At 41.2% G+C, this 25536-nt stretch carries 23 protein-coding genes and 2 pseudogenes; 12 read left to right on the top strand and 13 right to left on the bottom strand.

Going from position 1 to position 25536, the window contains the following annotated elements:
* Positions 1–565 precede the first annotated feature (565 nt).
* Positions 566–1567: a TAXI family TRAP transporter solute-binding subunit gene (locus H4683_RS10040; RefSeq protein ID WP_225942019.1), complete on the top strand. Its 1002-nt coding sequence runs from the start codon at positions 566–568 to the stop codon at positions 1565–1567.
* Between the two features lie 43 nt (positions 1568–1610).
* Positions 1611–3566, top strand: coding sequence for a TRAP transporter permease (locus H4683_RS10045; protein WP_192598706.1), 1956 nt, complete (start codon positions 1611–1613; stop codon positions 3564–3566).
* Between the two features lie 684 nt (positions 3567–4250).
* Here H4683_RS10045 and H4683_RS10050 read toward each other — a convergent pair.
* Entirely contained in the window at positions 4251–5384 is a 1134-nt protein-coding gene (locus H4683_RS10050; protein WP_192598707.1) for a C40 family peptidase, read from the bottom strand.
* A gap of 372 nt (positions 5385–5756) precedes the next feature.
* On the opposite strand from H4683_RS10050, the pseudogene H4683_RS22375 reads away from it, so the two are divergent.
* From H4683_RS22375 to H4683_RS10060, 3 genes and pseudogenes are all read left to right on the top strand, one after another.
* A pseudogene (locus H4683_RS22375) lies at positions 5757–5951 on the top strand (TetR/AcrR family transcriptional regulator); the annotation flags it as partial.
* Positions 5928–6149: pseudogene (locus tag H4683_RS22380) on the top strand (IS4 family transposase); the annotation flags it as partial. The pseudogenes H4683_RS22375 and H4683_RS22380, both read left to right, overlap by 24 nt.
* 116 nt (positions 6150–6265) lie before the next feature.
* Entirely contained in the window at positions 6266–6415 is a 150-nt protein-coding gene (locus H4683_RS10060; RefSeq protein ID WP_225942020.1) for a 2TM domain-containing protein, read from the top strand.
* 62 nt (positions 6416–6477) lie between these two features.
* On the opposite strand, the gene H4683_RS10065 is transcribed toward H4683_RS10060, so the two are convergent.
* From H4683_RS10065 to H4683_RS10085, 5 genes are all read right to left on the bottom strand, one after another.
* Entirely contained in the window at positions 6478–6825 is a 348-nt protein-coding gene (locus tag H4683_RS10065; RefSeq protein WP_225942028.1) for an SCP2 sterol-binding domain-containing protein, read from the bottom strand.
* An 81-nt stretch (positions 6826–6906) separates the two neighbouring features.
* Complete coding sequence (brnQ, locus tag H4683_RS10070; protein ID WP_192598810.1) at positions 6907–8211, bottom strand: branched-chain amino acid transport system II carrier protein; 1305 nt, start codon at positions 8209–8211, stop codon at positions 6907–6909.
* 183 nt (positions 8212–8394) lie between these two features.
* A complete protein-coding gene (locus H4683_RS10075; RefSeq protein ID WP_192598710.1) occupies positions 8395–10050 on the bottom strand; it encodes a b(o/a)3-type cytochrome-c oxidase subunit 1 in 1656 nt (551 codons plus the stop codon).
* A complete protein-coding gene (locus H4683_RS10080) occupies positions 10050–10553 on the bottom strand; it encodes a cytochrome c oxidase subunit II (protein ID WP_192598711.1) in 504 nt (167 codons plus the stop codon). The genes H4683_RS10075 and H4683_RS10080 overlap by 1 nt, the downstream gene beginning before the upstream one ends.
* Positions 10554–10578: 25 nt before the next feature.
* Positions 10579–10725 (bottom strand): cytochrome c oxidase subunit 2A, encoded by a 147-nt coding sequence (locus H4683_RS10085; protein WP_192598712.1) that lies wholly within the window; start codon positions 10723–10725, stop codon positions 10579–10581.
* A 295-nt stretch (positions 10726–11020) separates the two neighbouring features.
* Between H4683_RS10085 and H4683_RS10090 the strand changes: the two genes are divergently transcribed.
* Positions 11021–11722, top strand: coding sequence for a glucosamine-6-phosphate deaminase (locus H4683_RS10090; RefSeq protein WP_192598713.1), 702 nt, complete (start codon positions 11021–11023; stop codon positions 11720–11722).
* 325 nt (positions 11723–12047) lie between these two features.
* Complete coding sequence (locus H4683_RS10095; RefSeq protein WP_192598714.1) at positions 12048–12539, top strand: C40 family peptidase; 492 nt, start codon at positions 12048–12050, stop codon at positions 12537–12539.
* Positions 12540–12734: 195 nt separating this feature from the next.
* On the opposite strand, the gene H4683_RS10100 is transcribed toward H4683_RS10095, so the two are convergent.
* A complete protein-coding gene (locus H4683_RS10100) occupies positions 12735–13637 on the bottom strand; it encodes an accessory Sec system S-layer assembly protein (protein ID WP_192598715.1) in 903 nt (300 codons plus the stop codon).
* A gap of 2 nt (positions 13638–13639) precedes the next feature.
* On the bottom strand, positions 13640–15997 hold the full coding sequence (gene secA2 / locus H4683_RS10105; RefSeq protein WP_192598716.1) for an accessory Sec system translocase SecA2: 2358 nt from the start codon (positions 15995–15997) through the stop codon (positions 13640–13642).
* A gap of 264 nt (positions 15998–16261) precedes the next feature.
* On the opposite strand from secA2, the gene H4683_RS10110 reads away from it, so the two are divergent.
* Complete coding sequence (locus tag H4683_RS10110; protein ID WP_192598717.1) at positions 16262–17305, top strand: glycosyltransferase family 4 protein; 1044 nt, start codon at positions 16262–16264, stop codon at positions 17303–17305.
* Positions 17306–17436: 131 nt separating this feature from the next.
* Here the strand turns inward: H4683_RS10110 and H4683_RS10115 are convergent, their stop codons facing one another.
* Together H4683_RS10115 and H4683_RS10120 are read right to left on the bottom strand one after the other, a co-directional pair.
* Entirely contained in the window at positions 17437–18507 is a 1071-nt protein-coding gene (locus H4683_RS10115) for an LCP family protein (protein ID WP_192598718.1), read from the bottom strand.
* A 168-nt stretch (positions 18508–18675) separates the two neighbouring features.
* Positions 18676–19308 (bottom strand): YigZ family protein, encoded by a 633-nt coding sequence (locus H4683_RS10120; protein ID WP_192598719.1) that lies wholly within the window; start codon positions 19306–19308, stop codon positions 18676–18678.
* Positions 19309–19455: 147 nt separating this feature from the next.
* Between H4683_RS10120 and H4683_RS10125 the strand changes: the two genes are divergently transcribed.
* The 4 genes from H4683_RS10125 (at position 19456) to H4683_RS10140 (ending at position 22568) form a co-directional block, all read left to right on the top strand.
* A complete protein-coding gene (locus H4683_RS10125; RefSeq protein ID WP_225942021.1) occupies positions 19456–20613 on the top strand; it encodes a sensor histidine kinase in 1158 nt (385 codons plus the stop codon).
* Between the two features lie 21 nt (positions 20614–20634).
* Entirely contained in the window at positions 20635–21309 is a 675-nt protein-coding gene (locus H4683_RS10130) for a response regulator transcription factor (RefSeq protein ID WP_192598720.1), read from the top strand.
* A gap of 75 nt (positions 21310–21384) precedes the next feature.
* Positions 21385–21894, top strand: coding sequence for a YybH family protein (locus H4683_RS10135; RefSeq protein WP_192598721.1), 510 nt, complete (start codon positions 21385–21387; stop codon positions 21892–21894).
* A gap of 314 nt (positions 21895–22208) precedes the next feature.
* Positions 22209–22568, top strand: coding sequence for a YhjD family protein (locus H4683_RS10140; protein ID WP_192598722.1), 360 nt, complete (start codon positions 22209–22211; stop codon positions 22566–22568).
* A gap of 1 nt (position 22569) precedes the next feature.
* On the opposite strand, the gene H4683_RS10145 is transcribed toward H4683_RS10140, so the two are convergent.
* The 3 genes from H4683_RS10145 to H4683_RS10155 all read right to left on the bottom strand — a co-directional run bounded on the left by H4683_RS10145 (position 22570) and on the right by H4683_RS10155 (position 25416).
* Positions 22570–23130, bottom strand: a complete 561-nt coding sequence (locus tag H4683_RS10145; protein ID WP_338062447.1) for a competence protein ComK — start codon at positions 23128–23130, stop codon at positions 22570–22572.
* Positions 23131–23471: 341 nt separating this feature from the next.
* Entirely contained in the window at positions 23472–24635 is a 1164-nt protein-coding gene (locus H4683_RS10150) for a M20 metallopeptidase family protein (protein ID WP_338062448.1), read from the bottom strand.
* Positions 24636–24894: 259 nt separating this feature from the next.
* Positions 24895–25416, bottom strand: coding sequence for an antibiotic biosynthesis monooxygenase family protein (locus tag H4683_RS10155; protein WP_192598724.1), 522 nt, complete (start codon positions 25414–25416; stop codon positions 24895–24897).
* Between the last annotated feature and the right edge of the window lie 120 nt (positions 25417–25536).

A 25536-nucleotide genomic window follows, 5' to 3' on the forward strand; every position in this document is an offset into this window, starting at 1 on the left:
CGAAGCGACTGATTGTGCAATCAAGCGACCAATGCCACTACCGAAGCGACTGATTGTGCAATCAAGCGACCAATGCCACTACCGAAGCGACTGATAACGCAATCAAGCGACCAATGCCACTACCGAAGCGACTGATTGCGCAATCAAGCGACCAATGCCACTACCGAAGCGACTGATTGTGCAATCAAGCGACCAATCCCACTATCGAAGCGACTGATTGCGCAATCAAGCGACCAATGCCACTACCGAAGCGACTGATAACGCAATCAAGCGACCAATCCCACTATCGAAGCGACTGATAATGTGCGAAGCGTGTTTCATGCTCCATGATTAACCTATAAATTTACGAATTAAAACAAACTAATATACGAATAGAGAGTATTTTGCATATATTTTTGAATAATAGTCTGAACATAGTGAACAATCTTTGCGTATTACTAGATTAATTAGTATAGTTGCTATAAGCTTCCATCTTTTAAGGTGAAAAGACCTCATAGAGAACCATTTTCAAGTCAAACATGTAAGCGCTTACAAGGTGGAGGGAATGTTACGAGGGGGTTACGAGTTGAGGAAAAAGAAAATGCGTGCATTAGTATCTGTATTATTCGGAGTAGTGCTTGTTCTTTCTGGATGTGGTGGAGGAGCAAAAAATATTGCAATAGGGCCTCCAGCAAGTGAAACGAATAATGTGTCGAAATTGATTTTGAAAGCCTACGAAATTGAGGATGATGATTACAAAGCATTCCTGGAAGGTTTTGGGGACGCCGCAGATGGAGTCCAAGATGGAAACATTGATGTTTCCATCGGGATACTTGGACTGCCGGCTGCAAGTATCGAAAGTTTGCAAGCTTCTGTTGGTGACGTGAAAATGCTTGGACTTTCAGATGACGCGATAAAGTATATCGAAGAGAACTCAGGTTATAAAAGACTCACAATACCGAAAGAAACATATGACTTTTTAACAGAAGATATTGAAACGGTTACCGCATATGCAATTCTTCTAGGCAATACTGACACGATTGATGAGGAACTTGGCTATGAACTTGCCAAAAGCATGATCGAGAATGCCGATGAAAATACGCATGCCCAAGCCAAACAGATGACGTTGGAAAATGCACTTAGGGGTGCGGAAGGACTCTTAATTCATCCTGGAGCCAAAAGATATTATGAAGAACAGGGGCTGACGGTTGAAAATGAGGTAGCGAATTTGACTGCGAATGCAAAGGATAGGAAAAAGGAGTTCATCCTCGGGACAGGTAGTCAAGGCGGAACGTATTATCCGCTTGGAGGAGAGATGGCGAACCTTTGGAATAAGAATATCAATGGGATGAATGTAACGAATACGGAAACAGGTGCTTCGGTTGAAAATCTTTCGTCGATTCGTGATGGGCAAATGGATCTTGGAATGTCAGTGCATGTTCCAGCCCAGCAAGCGCTAAAAGGAGATGCCGATTTCAAAGGGAATGAAGTGAAAAATGCGGCTTTCATCGGTCATATTTACCCCGAAGTCGTTCAAATCGTCACAAGGGAAAAGTCGGAAATAAATAACCTTGAAGAATTGAAGTAAAACGGATTATAGGACTTATCTGCAAACAGGAAGGGGGCGGAGTATGAAAGGTCAGAAAGTCATTGAAGCACAAGATATTCTTGAAAAGTATGATAAGGAGAATCAGTTTCGTACTGAAATTGGAAAGTGGGCATGGGTTGTAACATTTCTCGGTGTCGCACTTACAATTTTTCATTTATATACGGGATACTTCGGGGTTCTCCCTTCACAAAAGCAGGGGGCGGTCCATCTCGGGACTGCGCTAGGAATCATATTTCTTCTCTACCCCGCAAGAAAGGCATGGAGAAAGACACAAAAAACAGTGCCTTGGTATGATATTATTCTTGCATTTATGGCGATGTATGTGACATATCACAAAATCATTTTCTTCGATTCAATTTTACAAAGCAGGATTTCCGGTTATAGCACGCCTGATATGATTATTTCACTGCTCGGAATCGCCCTCGTTCTTGAAGCGACGAGAAGGACGGTTGGTCTTCCGATTGTTATCGTGGCTAGTGTCGCAATTCTGTATGCGATTCTCGGAAACTATGTTCCGACACAAATCCTTTCGCACCCAGGGTTTTCGGTCGATCGGACTGCAACGAATCTATGGTATAGAGAAAGCGGTGTGTTCGGAACACCGATTCAAATTTCAGCGAAGTTCATATTCCTCTTCCTATTTTTCGGAGTGCTTCTTGTCAATACGCCGATTGGTAAGTTTTTTAATGACCTCGCTTTCTCATTAACTGGAAAATATACAGGTGGGACAGCAAAAGCAGCAGTGGTTGCGAGTGCACTTCAAGGGACGGTTTCCGGTAGTTCGGTTGGGAATACAGTCGCAACAGGATCATTTACAATTCCGATGATGAAAAAAGCTGGATTCAAACCAGAGTTTGCAGCCGCAACCGAAGCTTCAGCTTCAACAGGGGGGCAGATTATGCCTCCGATGATGGGAGCGGCTGCATTCATTATGATGGAGTACCTAGGTGTCAACTATTCTACAATCATGTTAGCTGCCCTTATTCCTGCTGTGCTCTATTTCACTGGTATATTCATCGGTACGCATTTCGAAGCGAAAAAATTGAAAATTTTTGGTTTACCGAAATCTGAATTACCGGTATTTAAGAAAATTATGATTCAAAATGGGTATATGCTTACCCCATTGTTTGTTATTATTGGTACGATTATGTCAGGTTCTACACCGCAACGCGCAGCCCTTTATGGTATTCTAGCAGCTTTCCTCGTCTCGTTCATCCGAAAAGATTCACGTATGAATTTCCGAAAGATTGTCTATGTATTAGAACAGGGAGCTAGAGTTGCATTGCCTGTCGTTGCGGCTGTGGCGACTGCCGGAATCATTGCGGGTGTTGTCAGCATGACGGGTCTAGGTGCGAAGTTTGCTTCAGGTATCATTGCTTTGTCGAACGGACATCTCATTTTAGCACTAATTTTCACAATGATTGCCTGTATTATACTTGGAATGGGGCTACCAACAACGGCGAACTATGTGGTGACAGCGACGATTGCCGCGCCTGCATTGATTAATGAGTTTGGCATAGCTCCGATAGCTGCACATATGTTCGTATTCTATTTTGGGATTGTTGCGGATATTACACCACCAGTCTGCCTTGCTGCCTATGCAGGTGCGGGCATCGCGAAAGCGAATCCATTTAAAACGGGTGTCACAGCGGTAAAGCTAGCGATTGCGGCTTTCATCATCCCGTATGTGTTCATCTATAACCCAATACTGGTTTTTGTCGATGTCACTCCAATGAAGCTTATATTGGGGATAACAACTGCATTACTAGGCATGATTGGAGTGAGCAGTGCTGTTATCGGTTATTTCATACGTAATTCAAGAATGTGGGAACGTTTTACCCTGTTCGGCGCGGGGCTTATGCTGATTATTCCTGAACTGTTGTCAAGTGGAATAGGCCTTGTTTTAATTGTTCTCATATGGTTTATCCAAACGAAAAGACCAGAAGAAGAAAATGTTACTGAAGTTCTCACTGTTTAATGGCATTCAGCAGGAGTCACCCACTTCAATAAGTGGTGAGAGTTTGCAAAGTGTGTAGACAATTTAGTGGAGGTTCACCCCCCTGTTGGCCTAAAGACTCCGGCGTAGACAGGCAATTTTGAAAGGAGTCAATTGAGCAAGCTCACTTCCTACTTGATGGCCTACACGATATAGGTCATGTCAACAATGCCACAGGACACTGCGGCGTTGTTGACGACTCAGGTTAGTTAGCGGGGAATGTTCATCTTTTTAAAACTTCGTAATTTCACCATCAGATTGCCTTCCTTCTTTTATATCGAATTTGCCACTCGTTTTTCGTAGGAATGAAAGTGCTGCAAGTAGTATCTAACTTGTATGGCAGTTAGTAATTCTATGAAAACCATCCACAGAAAAATGGTCAATAGACGATTGAATCTCCTAATCGGATTGAAAGGATATGCATGAGCGCTTTCCGTACACTCATATTCCGTGGGATATACTTAAGAAACAGTCCCATTGCGGCAAGTGGTGTTTACGAAGTAAGAAGCAGAACTATAAGAATGAAAAAGATTTGTACGACTTCGAATCCAGAACTGATTTCCTCTAAAAGGATACTGGTCGTAGCTCGGGCAATCGCTCAAACTATCATGCAATCACAAAACAATTACAAAAAAGCTTTCCTATATAATAGGAAAGCCGTGAATATCAATTAAGCCGATTAAAACGTTTGAAGCCTGTGAATTTATCTTTCCAGTATATTGAACTAAGCGAAGTGATTTCAACTTTTTTAGTTCCGGAGTGGATGAAATTGTTTCCCCCAAGAAAAATCCCTACATGTGAGATGCCGCTCTGATATGTATTTTCGAAAAAGACTAGGTCCCCAGGCAATGGCTTGTCCACATAGTAGGAATTGGTATACATGCCGAGCGTGTCCCATCTAGGAATATATAATTCTGCATTATTGAATACATGGTATATAAATCCGCTACTGTCGAAACCCTCCACCGTTGATCCTCCCCAAACAGAGGGAGTATCAAGAAAGGGGAGTGATGCTTCGACTGCTGCAAACTGAGTCCCTTTGGAAGAGGTGGATTTTTTTGTAGCGGATGTCGTCTTTGTACCTCCGGACTTGCTAAGGGAACTAGCCGGAGGTAATGTTTTTTTTGGCACTATGGATGACTTCGGGTTCGAAACCTTTCCAGGTACAATTAATTTCTGATTGACATTTATTGTGTCTGAGGTAAGTTTGTTCAAGGTCATCAATTCATCTATGGTTAAGTCGTGTTGCGAAGCGATTTGCCAGAGTGTATCACCTAATTTGACAGTGTAGAAACTAGTCGTTGAAGCTAGATTAGCAGTGAATGTGTTCTTGGGCACAACGGATGATTTTGGATTTGAAATTTTTCCAGGTACAGTTATCGTCTGATTGATTTTTATTGTATCAGATGTAAGATAGTTCAAGTTTAACAATTCGTCTATCGTTAATTTGTGTTGCTTAGCTATTTTCCCAAGTGTGTCACCTGCTTTGACGGTATAGGAGGCAGTTGTTAACTTCGGATTAGCGGTTACTGTTTTCTTGGGAACTATGGCTGACTTTGAATTAACTTCTTTCCCATATATAACTAATTTTTGTTTAATTTTTATTGTATCAGATGTAAGATTGTTCAACTTTTTCAATTCTTCTATAGTTAAGTTGTGTTGCTTAGCTATTTTCCCAAGTGTATCACCTGATTTGACAGTGTAGTAGTCAGCCGCTGCATCTGCATTCCCTGTTGTGATGAACGTCGCAAGGACAAGCATCGCCAGCAGTGGAAAAAAGATCCTCTTCTTCTTCATCATTATCCATCTCGTCCTCTCTATGATAATCTGTTAGTTCACATTCCTTATTCCTCTATTCTATCGGCCTATTAGGCGACATTTCCATATGCAAAAGAATTAAATTTGTATTACAAAAATATTACGATAGATTTATTGTAATAAGTGTCAAATTTCTTTGCGATAAAGGATGAATCGTTTTTTGAAATTTAATTACAACAAATTGCGCTATTTTGAGGATGTTACTATTACCATCATTAACCTTAAATGGGTTCCGAATGGTAACTGTAACGGTGATAACCTATTCGTACATCAAATTTACTTCGCTTAGCTCTTGTAAAGGTTCCAATCTAAGATATACTTCTATTAACCATTGGTCAAATGGGGAGTGAAACGATGCCATCTCATAAATCGGCATCTCAAGAGTTAACAAAAGGGATGATCGTACAAAATGCTCGTACATTGTTTGTTGAAAAAGGTTTTCAGGGTGTATCTATGCGAAGCATCGCTAAGGAAGTTGGCTGTACGCATGGCGCGCTTTATTATCACTTTAAAAATAAAGCAGAATTGTTTTATGCAATTAAAGATCAGATGGTAGAAAAGAATATCGCTGAACGATTATGGGACTTGTTTGAAGAGCTTTTGGACGTTGTCATTACTGCGCTGACTGAATCGGGAACTGTTGACATCCTAGCCTTCAAAAAGTCTCCTGAATATATACACATCAAGGAGTTATTTGAGGACTCCTTTTTGGGGAATCAGTTATTTGGGGACGATAAAGCTGCTTAACGATGCAAATTGGAATAGGGGAAAAGCCTTATGATGGCGCGGGAATTCAGTGGAAAGTGCTGCTTGTAAATCCCATGTTTAGGGGTGCGAAACTTAAGTAATTTCATTTAATTTACTTGCAAGGAGGAATCTGGTTTATTTATCCTCTACTGGGATGGGGAATTGGGATTGTGGTACACGGTTTTTCCGTTTTCGGAGGCCGTCTGTTTTTCGGGGCTGATTGGGAGAAACGGAAAATCGACAAGTATATGAATAGGAAATCATAAGTACTCTTTTACCGAAATATAAAAACCGGCCCCCATTTCAAAAGGGAGTCGGTTACTTTCATTTAAAACGTATATTGTTTCAATAAACTTTCAAGCTTCAACGCAAGGCCGATATTTCCTTTCACCTTTAGTTTGCCCATCATGAAGGCCGCTGTCGAATTCAAGTTGCCTGCAAGTAATTTCTTAAAGTCTTTGACACCCATTTTGAGCGCACAATCGACTTCACCGGGATCGCCGGTAACTATTTCAGCTTTGCTATCTAATAGCTTCAAACCATACATGCCACCATCTTCACCGGATAAATCGAACGAATACGATGTGTTCATTCCTTCGATAGGCCCAGGTTCACCGTTCAGTTTTCGATCGATTTCATTCCAAATAGTTGCCATTGTCATTTCATCAAAGTTCATTGTCAACAGACACCCCTTCAAGTTAATGAATACTCATTCATTATACCATCGAAATAGTAGGGATGCGGAACCATCTGAAGATTACACGCGTTTTTTAGAAAATGGGATGAGGGTGACGCCGATGAGTGCCCCAACAATCGCGGGAACGAGCCAACCAAGCTTTTGATCATAAAACGGGAGGTAGGCAAGCAATTTAGTGATTGGCGTGACATTGATATCTGCACCGCGTAATCCGTCAAAAATACTGACGAATGCCGTTGCAAGAAGTGCCAGAATGTATACAATCGGTCTTCTGCCAAACCATTTGTCAATGAATGACATAAGCAACAGAACGATGGCGAGTGGGTAAATCATAAGCAAGACCGGAATTGAGATTGAAATCAGTTCAGTTAATCCGACATTTGCAATAAGCGCACTGAATCCTGCAAAAATGAGCACGAATGTCCTATAAGAATAACGCGGAAATAGTTCTTCAAAATATTGTGCACATGCTGAGACGAGCCCGATAGATGTTGTTAAACAGGCGGAAATGATTGTAATGGCAAGGATGACTGACCCGTAAGGCCCGTATAATACTTTTGAAGCCAGTGCGAGAACTGTTCCACCATTGGCTTGTAAACCGATTGCATCAACGCTTGTCGCGCCAATGAATCCAAGTGAAATATAGACGAGTGTCAATCCAACTGCAGCGACGACACCAGCAAAGATCATTGCTTTCATGACCGCACGGCTTTCCGTGACACCTTCCGCCTTAAGCGTATTAATAACGACAATACCAAATACAAGTGCTGCAATGACATCCATCGTCAAATACCCATCGACGAAACTGCGGAAAAATGGATGCGTGGTAAAGTCGCCTTGTGGTTGCCCGATAACCCCCATCGGCGATAGTATGCTTTTTACCGCAAGCGCTCCGATGACAAGGAACAGGACAGGCGTCAATATTTTTCCGATACGATCGACGAGTTTCGCTGGATTCAAAGCAAGTGCCACTGTGATGAGGAAAAAGCCGATTGTGAACAACGCAAGTGGCCAACTGGAACTTGCCATACTTTCCGATAAAAACGGGATAATCCCAATTTCATAAGAAACAGTAGCCGTTCGTGGAATACCGAAAAACGGACCGATTGCCATGTAGACAACCAACGTGAAAATGGTTCCGAAAGCAGGGTGGACACGTCCGGCAATCGTTTGCAAACCGCCACCCGCATTGGCGATTGCAAGAATAGCGATAAGTGGCAAACCTACTCCAGTAATAAGGAATCCAGCCATGGCGATGAATAGTTCATCCCCGGCCAATTGTCCGAGTTTGGGTGGGAATATGATATTTCCAGCTCCAAGGAACAAGGCGAAGAGCATAAGCCCGATTATAAAGTTCTTTTGCATAGACAATTGAACTGCATCTCCTTGAATAAATGTATTCTGAAATTAATCCTTTATTATTATAGCCCGAAAGTTATGTAATCGTCTAATTAACTTGGTAATCAATTTGCAGTCTGTGCATAAAACGTACACCGCAATAAAAAAACGCACACTGATTTCTAGAATCAGTGTGCGTTAATTATGAATTTATCGTCCAATCGGCCAGTCAAATGGAACTGATCCAGGAGGTGAGTGTCTCATAATATCAAACATCGGAATTGTATATGCGAATAGGATAAGCGCAATTGTAATAGCAATCCACAAATACCAGTTTTCAAGAATTTTAGGCGATTTTTCAGCATCTTCTTCCTCGTCTGCAATCGGGAACTCTTCAACACCACGTGGTGCGAAGAAACTGAGTTGGATGAAAATGTAGACCATCAAAATGATACCGATGAACAAAATCGTCCCACCAACCGCTTGTGCAAGTTGATAATTGAGCCATGTAGCAACTTGTTCTCCTCCTGCGTATTCAGAGAAGCTGGAGCGGCGTGGTCCACCGATAAGACCTTGGATATGCATGGAACCGGACATGATTGCCATACCGAGTGTCCAGACGAATGCTTGGATGATACCGAGTTTGTTCAACTTCGGCGTTAATCTTCTTCCTGTCAGATGCGGCACTAGCCAATACGTAATTCCAAAGAATGTTAAAACGACAGTTGTTGCGACTGTCAAATGGAAGTGACCTGTAATCCAAATCGTATTGTGGACAAGCGCATTCATTTGGTAGGATGCGTTGATGATACCACCTGCACCGCCTGGGATGAACGCAAGCATTCCAATAAATGGAGCAAGGAACCGCACATCTTTCCACGGAAGTTTCTTAAACCAGCCAAAAAGACTGGTGAACCCTTTTTTGCGTCCAGCTGCTTCAAATGTGGCGAAAAGCGAGAACGCTGTCATCAATGAAGGGATGATAACCATGAATGTCAAAATAACTTGAATGAATTTCCAAGTAGGATCGATTCCCGGTTCAGTAAGCTGATGGTGCAACCCTACCGGAATCGAAAACATCAAGAATAAAATGAACGCCAATCTTGCAAGTGAATCACTAAATATTTTTCCGCCAATAATTTTCGGGATGATTGCATACCATGCCATGTAGGCAGGAAGCAACCAGAAGTAGACGAGCGGGTGACCAAAGTACCAGAATAATGTACGGCTTAGTAATACATTGATTGTTTCTGCGTAGCCGAGTGACCATGGGATGAACTGAACGATAACAGTAGCTGCCAATCCAAGAGTAGCGATGAACCACATAATCATATTAATGACGACCATGAAGGCTAGAAGTGGTGATTTCTCACCTTTATGTGCTTTCTTCCAAACGTAAAGTTGACGGAAGTTGACGAAAGCGGCAATCCAGCTCCCGACGACAACAAACGTCAGCCCAATGTAAAATGCCGGATGGGCGCGTAGTGGCGCATAGAATGTATACAATACAGATGCCTGACCAACGAGGATTGTCACTGCAGCCATGGCGGTACCGATAAGCATTATCCAGAATGCCAACCATGCAGCTTTTCGTTGTTTATCAGAAATACCGACTGTTTTCCCCATGAGCGAGTTTTGGAAGCCGATAATGAAAAAAGTAGTAAAGACAAGGCCGAGAATCACGCCGTGTACTGTTAGGAGCGTGTAGTAATCGATGCCGAATGGCAATGTGAATTTACCAGAACGTACAAGTGTCTGCAACAGCCCCATCAGACCTCCAATGAGAAGAGATGCAAATGTAACGTGCATAAAAGCCATATACAACCTAGACTCTTGTTTAGAGAATAATAGGTAATTTTTAGACATTATTCATACACCTCCACTGTTCCATACATCTGGTGATGACCGACGCCACAGTATTCATTACAGACAACAGTAAAAGTCCCGGTATTTTTCATTACCGTCTCATAACGGCTGATGTGGCCGGGCTCAACCATCATATTGACGTTGGTTCCCGCAACTTGGAAGCCGTGTACAACGTCCTTTGAAGTAATTTGATAAAGCACTGTGGAATCTTTCGGGATACGGATTGTTTTGACCGCTTTCTCGTCTATGTCTGTTCCAAAATCATAATTAAAAGCCGAAGCGACCATGTTGACGATATATTTCCCGTCTGCCACTTCGCGAACGCCAAGGTTTTCAGGTTTGAAAGCCTCATATGCCTCCACGTTTTGTGGATCGATTGTTTCGATATGGCTTTGTGGATGAGTTCCTTTCCAGAACGCGGCAAAACCGATAATAAGTAAGAAAAGTGCGAGCGAGCCTAATCCGAGAGTGAGCCATATTTTTTCGTATTTATGCAAATGCATAGTTTACCCTCCTAACATATAGTCGTTATCTAGATAGAAATAGTGCGTACAGCCCGAACCAAGCTATAAGGATGAAGATACCTAACAACATGACGGAAATAAAAGTCCCTTTTAAATTAATAGAAGATTCGTTTTGGCTTGGCTGTTGTTGCTTTGGATTTCCTTTCCCCATTGTTACACCTCCTCTTCATGATGCAGTAAATCCTTCTTACCTTTATCATAAACATGCGGTCGAATATGGGAATTAGGGTAATCCCTATGTCAGTCGAAAAAAGGCCTGATTTCACAATTTGTTCACACTTCCTTCATACTTTAGACAAAGTAGTATGCTAGTTTTTGAAGAGTTCCAGCTTAGGAAAGGGAAGGCGGCGAATAGAGCTGAATGAATTTCATTAGAGTTGACCATATTCAATCTGAAAATTACAATGAAGGAATGGCGAAAAATTAGTGAGAGAAGGTTGAATTGAATGAGAAATTTAAACCATGTAAAAGTTGATAACGCAGAAAAAGGTGCTGAACTTACCTATAATATTATAAAAGAGGAACTTGAGAGTGGCCGATTGCATGTGCTTGGTCTTGCAACAGGAAGTACGATGGTTCCTGTTTATAAGGAATTGACTAAATCGAATCTAGATTTTACGAATGTAGTTACTTTCAATTTAGATGAGTATGTTGGGGTAACGGCAACAAGTCCGAATAGTTATGCCTATTTTATGGTGGAACATTTATTTAGTAAGAAGAAATTCAAAGAAACACATATTCCTAATGGTATGGCGGAGAATTTAGATGAAGAATGCGCAATGTATGAAATGTTTTTAGAAAAAAATCCGCTCGACATTCAGCTTCTGGGTGTTGGAGAAAATGGCCATATCGCGTTTAATGAACCAGGGACATCATCCGACTCTGTTACACACGAAGCCTATCTAACCGAATCGACACTAGGTGTGAATAGCCAATATTTTGAGAACGATGATAAAATTCCCGAAACGGCTTTGACGATGGGGATTTCTTCGATTATGGGTGCGAAAAAATTGATTTTGCTTGCTTTTGGTGAAAAAAAGAGGCCCGCAATTAACAAGCTTCTTGAAGGAAATGTACTGGCTGACTGGCCAATTACGGAATTATTGAAGCATGATGATTTAATTGTCATTACTGATCTAGAGATTTAACTTTATTTAGCAGAAGTCACCCACTTTAATAAGTGGTGAGATGAATGCAAAGTGTGTAGAAATTCAAAATCGCTGCTGAATAAAGTTAAAGCCCCCCAGCGTATTTGATTAGTGAAATTTGAAACCGCATTCCGCTTATGGAATGCGGTTTTTTATATAGTTTGGATCGTTTATTTACAAAAAAAAACGACTATATTACACAAAACTCTTTTATCATGTTTTATGTAACGATGTTGTTACATAATTGTAATGTAACAACGGTTTGAATCATGTTAAAGTTATTTTAGATTATTTGTCAGATAAATTAACCCTATTGGAGGAACATATGAAACTTACATTTGCTATGAAAAAGACGGTTTTGATCAATGCAATGGTATTTTTATTACTTGTCGCGCCTTTTACAGGACAGGCTGAAGCCTCATCTAAAGCAGACTCAATATCTAATACTGCAACAAGCCTCTCAGGGATTAAGTATGCTTATGGTGGTACAACTACTAGCGGGTTTGATTGCTCAGGTTATGTTAGTTATGTTTTTAAACAACATGATGTTGATTTGTCACGTACATCATCTGGTATGTATGCGTCGGGAATGGCTGTTAATAAAGCGGAATTAGAAACCGGAGATCTTGTATTTTTCAATACATCCGGTAGTGGCGTTTCGCATGTAGGGATATACATAGGTGATGGAAGTTTTGCGCATGCATCCACATCAAAAGGAGTGCGCGTTGATAAGTTGGACGACCCCTATTATTGGGGTGATCGTTTCGTAGGTGCAAAACGCATCTCGGGTGTGAATGCAGTTGCTTCTACAAAATGAACATTTGAAAAAAACGTGGGTTCGTCATTTGACGGACCCACGTTTTTTTATTGCTCAGAAAGTTAAGAAAGTGTGTATAATGTAACATCTAAGTTGCGATTAGAATACTAAAATTACGTGTAGCTTGAGTAAATATAAAAAGCTGCACGACTAGGTCGGAATCTCTCTGACTTAGTCGTGCAACTTTTTATACGTTTAAGCGTTTTGCTGTGGAACCCGAACTGTCCAGCGGGAAAAGTCAGGTTCCTCTTTTTGGATCATTTCTTTTGGGTAGATAAAGGTCCATGGTTTTGACGTATTTGCTTTAACTGATAGTGAATCAAGTGAAAATGAACCTTGTGCGACAAGATCACCGGCTGCATCAATTAGCTCGAGAGGGAGATTCTCGATGTTGATTTGCTTTGAATGACCGTTCCGGATGAATATGGAGGCAGCGATGCTTCCATTATCCTGCGATTTAACTTGGAATCCACTAATATTTACTTCGCGTGGTTTTAATTTCGGGAGACCTTCAACGACTTTTGAAAGTTCTACTTTTTGTTCGTCTGTCAGACCATCTTCCCAAGCTTGTTCTAGTTCAAGTTTATGAGGAACCATCGATTGGACGTTGAATGCCAGTTTCCAGTTTTCTGAAGGTGGTTGTTCCGAGAAGATATTGTCTTTCGTAAAGACAAACACCCAAGGTCTCGCACTGCGAGCCGGAATATCACCGAGTTCCTTTAAATCGAATTCGTCTGAAGCGAGTGTCTTTCCATCTTCATCAAGTACCAACAGTTCAACCGATCCAACCGAAATCTGTTGATCGAGTGAAGAACGGAAAAATGCTTTTACGAGCCAGCTACCGTTAGCTGGCTCGACATCGATGTCGATGCCGGATAGGGAAATTTGGTTCGGTTTGAGTGGTTCGAGTTCATTCGACAGGAAACGGAAGACATAATCCTGCTCTTGTGGAACGTCCCATTCAGGATGAAGAGAGAGCGTTGTCTCGACTTCGTCCGTATTTACTGATTGGTTTACGCCGTCAACGATTTCTTCAGAACCAACTATGCTATCTAATCCTGTTTTTTCAGCATTCTTAAAAAAAGAAAAAAGTTTCATTGTTATACCTCCTGATGTTCAGTAATGAGTTTCATAAAGCCAATTACTTCAGATGCGATGTCCCGACGCAGCTTCTGATAATGTGTACCGAATAGCTGCAGTCCTTCACGTTGATAAATGCGCATCGGATCTTCTTGACTGTAAGAACGAAGTCCGATACCTTCTTTCAAGCGTGTCATGACTTCAAGGTGCTTAACCCACATCGTGTCGATATAAGTCAATTTAACCTGTGGAATCATCTGATTAACTTGTTCATTTTCTGAGAATGAATCGATAAAGGCAAGCAAGTCAGCGAGTGGGGCCTCGTATGCCTTCAAAACATCAGTTGGCTTTTGAAGTGTACGTGGAATGGAAACAGCGTCTAAAAGCAAGCCATTCATTGTACGCTCGATACGGTCAAAATTCCAAAGATCTGGTGTTTCCTCTTCAGGGCAACTATCGAAAACAACAAACTCCACTGTCTCCTCAAGCATCGTTTTCAACTGACCAAGGATGTTCTCACCTTTGAGTACTTTATCGCGAAGTGAGTAGATTACTTCGCGTTGGTCATTGATGACATCATCGAGTTTTAAATTGTATTCACGCATGGAATAATGCGCACCTTCGACGATACGTTGTGTTCGTTCTGTCAGTTCATCAACTTCAGAATTGAGCACAAGTCCATTATCACCCAACGTTATTTTTTTGAGAAGTTTTTCAAGTTCGTCCTTGGCGAAACGTTTGAACATATCATCTTCAAGGGATATGAAGAATCGGCTTTCTCCTTGGTCCCCTTGTCGTCCCGAGCGACCGCGTAGTTGATTGTCAATACGACGGCTTTCGTGTTTTTCCGTGCCAAGTACGAAAAGTCCGCCATTCTCTTTGACTCCTTCACCAAGGACAATATCGGTTCCGCGGCCAGCCATGTTTGTCGCAACGGTAATTTGTCCGTGCTGTCCGGCTTGAGAAATAAGGTGAACTTCCTGCTCAACGCTTTTTGCGTTCAATAAGTGATAATCTAATTTATATTCATCCAAATACTTGACGACTTCCTCAGACTGTAGGATGGATGTTGTCCCAACTAGAACAGGTTGCCCTTGTTTATTACGATGGGCGACTTCTTTTGCCATCGCTTTATATTTTTGCCCAATTGTTTCATAGACTAGGTCAGGGGAATCAATTCTTGCGCGTGGACGGTTTGTTGGGATCTGAATGACTTCCATACCATACACTTCGCGAAACTCTTTTTCTTGTGTTTTCGCAGTACCTGTCATCCCGCAAAGTTGTGGATACATTCTAAAGTAGTTTTGAATTGTAACTTGTGCCTGCGCTTTGTTCTCGTCTGTAATCGGTAGGTCCTCTTTCGCCTCGATTGCCTGGTGGAGTCCATCGGATAGGGTACGCCCTTCCAAGATTCGACCAGTGAACATATCGACAAGCTCAATTTTTTGGTCTGTTACAATATAATCGACATCACGTTTGAAAATGACATGTGCACGCACTGCTTGAATCATATAGTGGTAAAGGGTCTGATGTTCCAACTCATATAAGTTATCTATGCCGAACGCTTTTTCAACTTTTTCAATACCTGTATCAGTAAGTGAAGTTGCTTTTGTTTCATCATCAAAATCAAAGTCAACTTCAACTTTAAATCGCTGTGCAAGTCGTGCTGCAATTTGATGAAGATCCGCATCGGCCTGCATTTTTCCAGCGACGATGAGCGGAGTTTTTGCTTCATCGACAAGGATGCTGTCAACCTCATCGATAATGGCGAAATGATACGGACGCTGTACTTTTTGCGCGGCTTGCTGAGCCATGTTATCACGTAAATAATCAAAACCGAATTCGGTTCCAACTCCATACGTAATGTCCGCATTGTAAGCGGCTTGTTTTGCCGGACCTTGCATCATCGGCAGGTTAATGCCAACTGTAAGGCCGAGGAAGCGGTGAATCTGGCCAATCTGTTCGTAGTCCCGTTTTGCGAGGTAATCATTCACTGTAATGACGTGAACACCTTTACCTTCAAGTGCTCGGACGTAGGACGGAAGGGAAGCGACAAGTGTCTTCCCTTCGCCGGTAGGCATTTCAGCGATGTTTCCTTCTGATAGGACGATACCACCGATAAGCTGTACGTCGAAATGACGCATGCCAAGTACTCGTTTAGATGCTTCGCGGACGACGGCGAAAGCGTCAGGGATAATGGTTTGGATGGTATCTCCTGATTGGATTCGATTTCGAAATGTGTCGGACATGCCGGTTAATTGTTCATCTGACATCGCTTCGTATGTAGATTCCAATTTATTTATTTGGTCGACAATCTTCCGGTATTTTCGGAGTTGCCTTTCGCTCGTATGATTTGCACGCTTGAAAATGGATAACATGATTGAACGCTCCTTTTTTCTAATCCTTAATAAGGACCCGTCCCCATTTTATCAAAAAGAACGGTAAATGACTACCTTGAGCTGATAATTATCTAATAGCCGAAGGGAAGAGACAGAGGATGGAGCGAGGTTGAGGAGAGAAAGGTAAGTCAGACTGAGAAAGTGGGGGATGGAAAATATTTAGCTAGTAAAGTGCTTTCCTTGTCTAGACATGTTATAATACTGTTGATTTGATAAATTATGATTTTTTTAGGGAGGAAGGACATGTTATTCCTTGCTGTGGCTGCCGCTTTTGTGGCATCCCTTATATTTACACCACTTGTCATTAAATTGGCATTCCGGATTGGAGCAGTCGATCATCCGAACTATAGGAAAGTACATGCGACTGTTATGCCGCGCATTGGAGGCCTCGCTATATTTGGTGCGTTTCTGGTTGGCTATTTCATATTACGGCCTGAAGATGAACACGCGATTGGTATTTTCATCGGCGCCCTCATTATTATTGTAACGGGATTCCTTGATGATATGTTTGACATTACTGCAAAAGCTAAACTTGCTGGTCAATTAACTGCAGCTATCCTAGTTGTCACTTGGGGCGGTTTGCAAATCGATTTCATCAATCTACCGCTTCTTGGTCAATTCGATTTTGGCTACTTGAGTATTCCTATCACGATTATTTGGATCATAGGCATAACGAATGCAATCAACCTTATTGATGGACTGGACGGATTGGCAGCAGGCGTTTCGACAATTGCACTTTTGTCAATCACGGTCATGGCAATAATTATGGGGAATGTATTCGTTGCCGCGACAGCTGCAATTCTCGCAGCAAGTTCACTTGGTTTCCTGTTTTTTAACTTTCATCCTGCGAAAATTTTCATGGGGGACACAGGTGCACTGTTTCTTGGTTTTATGATATCGGTCCTTGCGTTGTTAGGTTTCAAGAATGTTGCTGTTGTTTCACTCATTATCCCGATTATTATGCTTGGTGTCCCGATTTCCGATACATTTTTTGCGATTGTTCGTCGAATTCGCATGAAACAACCGATTTCAGCACCGGATAAGTCGCATTTACACCATTGCCTGTTACGCACGGGATTTTCCCATAGGCAAACAGTATTAATTATTTATGGTCTAGCCATCTTGTTTGGCGTTGCAGCAGTGTTGTTTTCGCAAGCGACGGTTTGGGGAGCGATTTTGCTCATCATTGTCATGCTAATTGTAATTGAATTATTCGTTGAAATCATTGGGCTTGCAGGTTCGAACTATCGACCATTATTAAATCTTGTCCGTTTGATTGGTAAGTAAAGATGAATATGTATCCTGAAAAAAACCGACCATACACCTTTTCACTAAGGTAGTATGGTCGGTTTTTTTAGATTTATGATAGAAATATAAAAATGCCAGGCGCTAATACGCACAGCATTTTTATATCAGGTTCAGTTATTGAAACGTTCTTCAGGGGCTTTATTTGCTGAACCGGTCAGACTGGAACTACTATCAGTTAGGCTAGAGGAATCAGGGATGATACCAAGATGTGCTTTTAAGAGATCTTTCACATTATTCAAATCTGTATCATCAAGCTTCCAAAAGTAAACTCTAGGCCTCGACTCATATTCTTTCCACCAATCGTCGCCTTTCAAGCTGATGGCGTCGACTTGTGGCATGCCGCCATTTGCATACTCAAAGAGCGCTGTTATCTCTTTGAATGTCATGTCAGTTTTCATGTTATCACCAAGGGCCTCGATGACATCACCATACTTCGTTATCGATTTGACTGAAACTGCTTCCTTCATGATTGACTGTAAAATCATTTGCTGGCGTTTACCACGTTCGACATCACTGTCAAGTTTGCGGGTCCGAGCAAGTGCCAGTGCATGCTTGCCGTCAAGATGTTGAAGGCCTGGTTTCAAGTGGATTGTGTATTTATCGTTCTCATCCTTTTCAATCCGATCGTATGGAACTTCGGCTTCAATTCCTCCAAGAGCATCGACAACATCAATGAACGCATTAAAATTCATCTTCACATAGTAGTCGACCGGGATGTCAAACATTTCTTCAACCGTTTCTATGGTAGCTTTTGTTCCGCCGAATGCATGAGCGTGCGTGATTTTGTCATGATATCCGACTTCTGGGATATAGACATATGAATCACGTGGAATACTGACAAGCTTTACTGATTTTTTATTCGGATTCAGTGTGGCAAAAAGAAGTGCGTCTGATCGGCTGTTACTATCGCCTTGATGTCGTACCTCACTGTCATCAACGCCAATGAACAGAATTGAAATGTTATCGTGTGCCGGTTCAACCTTTACTACACGTAAATCGGACTTCGGTCTATTGGGAACGGGTTCGTGTGACTCTTCTATCACTTTTTCAGCCTTGTTGAGCAATGTAGCCGCATAGGTTGCGATGACAAGAAAAGCTGATAGAGTGACGAGTAGGGATACTTTAATGGCTAATCGCTTTTTGGAAGGTTTGCTCTTCTTTTGATAATCTTTTCTCTTCATTCAAAGTTCCTCCGGAATCTGCAAGTAAATAATTCTCCCTAGCAGATCATATAAGTGACAAAATCCTATCAACTGATATAGACATCATCATGGGACACAATGGTTTAATTACTCATAAAACTAACACATTATCCATTATACTATCTTCTTCGCTAAACGTACACTGTTTCAGACATCGAATTCGAGAAACTCACTAGAAATCGACAGCATTTTCGCGTGCCCCCTAGTCAATTCAATCATCCATGAGGTGAAGTCACCTATTTCCCCAACGGCAACATACATGAAAAGGTCAACCCCATCTGTATAGGCAATTTCTTTTAATTGGTATTTTGATTTTCTTACTTCGTTCTCGACTTTACCAAGCCAAGTATAGTCAATTGTTACTTTCATTAAATAATGATGTTTCCGTTTGACAGTTCCTGTTGCAATGATTCCTTCTGTTGTTGCTCGACCGTAAGCACGTATCAGTCCACCCCCCCCCAATTTAATGCCCCCGAAATAGCGGGTTACTACGACGACCGTATCTTTCAGATTTTGCTTTTTTAATACTTCCAGCATGGGGATGCCTGCTGTTCCGGAAGGCTCACCATCGTCATTGGCCTTTTGGATTGTGTTATGTTCGCCAATTATATACGCAGAACAATTATGTGTCGCTGTATGATGTAGCTTTTTGATATTGTGGATGAAGTTAAGTGCTTCCTCCTCCGATTCAGCACGTTTCACATAAGTCAGGAATCTTGACTTTTGAATCGTTAACTCGCTTTCACCATAATTTTTAACTGTAGTATAATCTGCTCGCATTTGCGGCACCTCCGTCACTTGTAATGCAATTTTAATATCCATTTGGTCCTATGATGATATAATAAATGAAGTGTGAAAGGAATTCACCATTCCTACTACATTCCTTACATTACACAACTTCCCAATCTATGGGTAGGAGGGAATTTATTGAAGGGAAATTCAATTAATATTCAAGCGCTTGAAACCATTTTCAATAGTATGGTTCGTGTAATGGATCAGTCGAAGAATGATCTCTACATTATAAGTGAACAGAGCCGTCGAGACCTAGAAGAGATGCAAAAAGAGCTCATCCTTGTCAAGGAAGATATTTCCCGGGTAATAACTGAAGGAGATTACCTGGAGAAGATGACTCAACACTCTCGAAGGAGACTTGCGGATGTTTCGAAGAACTTTGTGTGCTATTCGGAAAGTCAGGTGAAGAGTTCTTATGAAACTGCGAATGATTTGTTTGTTCAATTATCTGTCAACAGGATGGAGGAAAAGCAATTACGAGGTCGGCGGGACGAATTGGAAAGACGTCTTGCTACCCTTTTAGAAACAATCATGCGGGCAGATCAACTTGTTACCCAAGTGGCGACTGTTGTTAATTACTTAACATCTGACTTGAAAGATGTTGGAGAAGCGCTTAAAACTGCGAGATATAAGAAAGAATTCGGTATACGAATTATTCAGGCACAGGAAGAGGAGCGTAAAAGATTGTCCCGTGATATTCATGATGGACCAGCGCAAATGATGGCGAATGTCTTGATTCGATCGGGATTGATAGAAAAAACATATGTCGAAAAAGGTTCTGAAGCAGCATTTTCTGAACTAAAAGACCTAAAGGACATGGTGAGAACCGCGCTTTATGAAGTGAGGCGTATCATATATGATCTTCGCCCTATGGCACTTGATGATTTAGGTTTGATACCAACATTGAAAAAGTATTTATCTACAATTGAGGAATATGAGAAAGGAACTACAATTCATTTCTGGGATACTGGAAATGAGCGACGTTTTCGCTCGGATTTGGAGGTGTCTATTTTCCGACTTGTGCAAGAAGCCGTAACAAATGCATTGAAACATGGAAAAGCCAAGGACATTTGGGTGAAAATTGAATGGCTTCGCGATATAATGAATATTAGTATTAAAGATAGTGGACAAGGCTTTGACAAAAATGAAGTGAAAGATAAGTCTTTTGGTATTATCGGTATGAAGGAGAGAATTGAGTTGTTAAAGGGAAATGTGACAATCAATTCAATGCCTGGTAGTGGAACGAGTATACTTTTTCAGATACCGCTACAAAATAATTTGTTGGACGATTAGATGTATTGGGAGGAAATCATGATGACGAAAATATTAATTGTAGACGATCACCAGCTTTTCCGCGAAGGTGTTAAGCGAATTCTAGATTTTGAAGATTCGTTTGACGTTGTAGCCGAAGGGGATGACGGATGCGAAGTACAGGCGCTTTATGAAGAATATGCACCAGACGTAGTCCTAATGGATATTAATATGCCACGCATGAATGGTGTTGAAGCAACAGAGCTTCTCATCGAGGAAAATCCCGATGCAAAAGTAATTATGTTATCAATTCACGATGATGAATCGTATGTTTCACATGCAATGAAAACAGGTGCACTTGGATATATGTTGAAAGAGATGGATACGGATGCAATTATTCAAGCAATTAAAGTCGTTGCGTCAGGTGGTTCATACCTTCATCCAAAGGTGACACATAATCTTGTAACGGAATTCCGCCGTTTAAGTGAGCGTGAACATAAGGGGTCATTTCAACAAAATGAAATTCGTCGCCCCCTTCATTTGCTGACAAAGCGTGAATGTGAAGTGTTGCAATTGCTTACGGACGGGCAAAGTAATCGAACGATAGGAGAAACGCTTTTCATTTCTGAAAAGACGGTTAAAAACCATGTATCGAGTATATTACAAAAGATGGCTGTGAATGACCGGACACAAGCAGTTGTCACCGCAATTAAGAACGGTTGGGTAGAAGTTAAGTAATCCCATTTTCGAATGAAGATTGAAGGGCCTTCCGCCGTTTGGAGCGGCCCTTTTACTTATGCGGGAGGAATAAAGATGAAAAAAGGACTTTTCGTAATGATCATGTCGAGCGTTCTCATACTTGGTGCATGTAGCAAGGATAGTACAGTTGTAGAAGAGAAGAAGGTGGGATTCAATCTGATAGGAGAGACGATTGAAGAGGTAGCGGGTGTCCCTGCTAATGAAAAAGAACAGATTTTGGCTGCATTTAATGCTTATATCGACGCATTCAACGACAAAGATATCGACCGATACATTGATACACTTTCGGAACGAACAGAGAGCTTTGATAAGATACAAGAGCGTGTGAAATTAGAGGATACATTCAGTAAATTGGATATTAAACGTGAAGTTTCTGATGTGGTAATCGTTAAGTATGAAGATGAGGAGGCTCAAGTGTTCACAAATCTTACAACTTCGGTGAAGCAGTTGGATTCAGGTCTTGAAACGAATCCGAGTGGTAGACAAGTTACTTTATTTACAAAAGATGATGGTGAGTGGAAAGTGGCGTCGGTCCATTATATTGGTAATGATGAGAAGAAGTAAATGTATTGAAAACCTCTGGCTATTATATTTTATTGAAAGTCATATAGTTAATACACCAGTATTCTTTATATAATGTAAACATCATGTAAACATCATGATGGGCTATTTTTAAGCTAAACTAATTCAAACAATTAGTTTAGCTTTTATTTATGATTAAAAATCCGATTTGGAATATTTATGAATGGAGCTGGTTCTCCTTCAAGGGTTATTCAAAGGAGGGGAAATTTACCTGAATCTGGTTGTTGATTTTTCACTAAAGAAGGCATATAGTTATTATAAGAACATATGTTTCTTGAAGGTGAGGAGTGGTTGCAATGGCTTTAATTTCTTCAGAGGCACTACCGCATTTTGAAAGCATGATTTATTTGCCAATGATTCTTATCATTTTAGAACAGGACCGAGATTCATTTAAAAAGGGCCCTTTCAAATTGAAAGGGCCCTATGTCAAACTAATTGACGATGCAACCAAGCTTGTACAAGCCGAACTAAAAGAAACAAGATTCTACTTGAGTCGCCATAATATGAAAGTCATACGCAGTAAGACGGATGATACATTCACCGAGTATGTATTCATACATGGAGGTTATGAAGATGAACGACGCTACTTAAACGTCCGCTTGCGTAACCGAACAGAAGAGTTACTAGGCATGTATTTTTCGTTAGTCAAGAAGTAAATCAGCGGTTGTTGAAATCGTTGAATTCCATAAAACTAGAAGGTCTACTCAATTGTTTTTGTTTTTTCAAGAAGTCTTTTTCTAAAATACTACAAAATGCATACTGCCGGTACATTGTCGTAGCTGAAATGTTTACTTTGAAGGAACGGTTATTTTCCATGTAGACGGTACAGCCAAGTGGGTTCGATTCTATATTATCAATCGCATGATATAAAAACCATACATTCTGTTCTGAATTTGGAGAGATTGTAGGTAAGAAAATACATGGTTTACCAAAGTCATTGGCTATGATAATTGGTGTTTTATGTCGTTTTCTTAGGGTGAGTCTGGCTGAATTCGTCGAATTTTGCAAGGAACCCCCATAATATTCACATGACTTTTTTATAATGTGAATTGGTTTTCTTGGAATGTATATCTCGCCGTTTCGTTCAATGACACGTGTAGATATTTTATTGTCTTGATAGATAGGTTGTAACATAAAAGTGTCGAAGGATACAATGTAATTTGAAATTCGTTGACATCTGTCCAAATAACTCCACCCCTTATAATTGTATGCACACAATATTATTATAAGTCAGAAAATTTTTTATGCAATGCTTTTTATGTATAATAGGGATTCTTTTATCTATTTGGTACTATGTGGATTGTTAGTTGTATGTTAATAGAAAATATGATTAAGCCCCAAAAAGGTTGTTCCCTTTAAAAAACATCCTGAAAACCACAACATATAGTGATCTGATTAACCATATACATACCGCATATGGCGCTATAAGTAGCCGTTGGACCTTTTTGGGGGCGAATCAAAATATAAGCATAAGATTATATTTCATTTCATTCTAAAATAACGGGTAATAAGACCCTGCTAAAAGCCTTCCACAAAATTTGGTGGAAGGCATAATTAATCTATTTCTGATACTCAAGTGCGGCAGAGCCTAAAGTCTTCGCAGCGAGAAGCATCGCATGTTCATCGATATCGAATTTCGGGTGATGGTGTGGGTACGGATCTGCTGGTTTCGCACCGGTAAAGAAAAATGTCCCAGGTACTACTTCAAGGTAATAGGCGAAATCCTCGCCGCCCATTTGTGGTTTACACTCAACGACAGTATCCACACCGAGAATATTTTCAGCTACTGATTTTAGGAATTCCGTTTCAGCTGGATGGTTGACAACGGCAGGATAGCCACGTTCGTAACTGAACTCAATTGTACAGTCGTTCCCAAGGGCAACTCCATCGATTACACGTCCTATTTCGCGCTCCATCAAGTCCCGAATTTTCGGATTGAATGTTCGCACAGTCCCACCTATTTTTGCTGAATCCGCGATGACGTTAAATGCATTATCTGCAATGAACGATCCAATAGATAATACAGCAGACTCAATCGGGTTAACGCGACGAGAGACAAGTTGCTGTAAATTCATAACAAGTTGTGAGCCAATGACAATGGCATCTTTTGTCTGATGGGGAGCTGCGCCGTGACCACCTGAGCCTTTGATTGTAATGTCAAAGCGGTCGGCCGCTGCCATGATAGGGCCTGCTGAATATTCAATGGTACCTGTGGGTGTCAATGACCATAAATGTGTACCGAAAATGGCGTCGACCCCTTCAAGGCAGCCATCTTCAATCATAGGTTTCGCTCCACCTGGGGCAAATTCTTCTGCATGTTGGTGGATAAAGACATATTCACCTGCAAGGTCTTCATGTAGCTCATGGATTGCTTTTGCCAGTTGAAGTAGGGTCGCGGTATGACCGTCGTGACCACATGCATGCATGACACCTGGAACAGTCGATTTGTAGGGTACATCTTTTTCGTCTTGAATTGGCAGTGCATCGAAATCAGCGCGAAGTGCAACAGTCTTTCCAGGTCTCCCGCCTTTGACACGTGCGACAACACCATTACCACCTACCCCTGTCTTTACTTCAATTCCCAGATCTGCATAGAAGTCATGTATGAATTGCGCAGTTTTCTCTTCCATAAAAGATAATTCGGGATTCATATGGAGATGGCGGCGTATTACGACCATGTTTTCATACGCATTGTCCAATTTCTCAAATAGTTGCTCTTTCACTCCAAAAACCCCTCTCAAAAATAGACTATAATAGATTGCATGGTAATCATTCTATTATATCAATCAATTGCTTTATGCTCAATCAATCGAGAAAAGCGTAAGCACCTGTTCAGAGACAGCAGGAATAAGACGGCTGGCGACGCGGCACACTTTGCCGCAAACAGGAGGGATGCAATTCAATCCAACCCCCGAACGGATTATGACGCGAGTCTCTAGTCGCTGAAGCTAGACAATCAAAAAAACGTGCCCCAGTAAGGAGTCACGTTTTTTCTTCTTCTTTTTTCTTCATCTGATATGTCGTTACGTAGGCGGCACCTGAGAAAATATGCGCTATGCTGTTAGCACCCACCGCAGTCGTATCTTCTGCGTGCGACCGTTTAAACGCAGAGGAGTTTTTCCAGCTTGTGAAATAAGAGCTGTCTGACCACTCTGTCAAAACAATATACGTATCGGAATCGAGTGGACGTAGCAGGCGGAAGGCGATAAATCCTGGTTCGTCATCTATCGCATTTGTTCGACTTTGAAAGCGGTGTTCGAAAACCGGACGTCCTTCATCTGAAACAGGAATATTGTTGAAAACAAAGTAACCATTTTTTTGAAGTGTACCAGATGAACCAATGACTTCGTAGCGACGCGGTACCTGAAACACTGTTTTCTTCTCCGTTTCATGGAGTAGAAGGGAATTACCTGCACCGTACATGACGAACATATTTTTTTCTGCGTGTTTCTCTTTCATCTTTTCCATGAATTCGGGTGTCCCGGATGTCAAAAAAATATTCATTGAGTAAAACCTCCTTTAATTCATCTACAACCTTCTATTTTCCCCTATTTCAGAAATTAAAACAAACATTGTCGAAAGTATGGCGAATAAAGTAAAAAAGGGGGCACAATTTTATGACAA

The organism is Sporosarcina limicola (assembly GCF_014873855.1).
Lineage (GTDB): Bacteria > Bacillota > Bacilli > Bacillales_A > Planococcaceae > Sporosarcina > Sporosarcina limicola.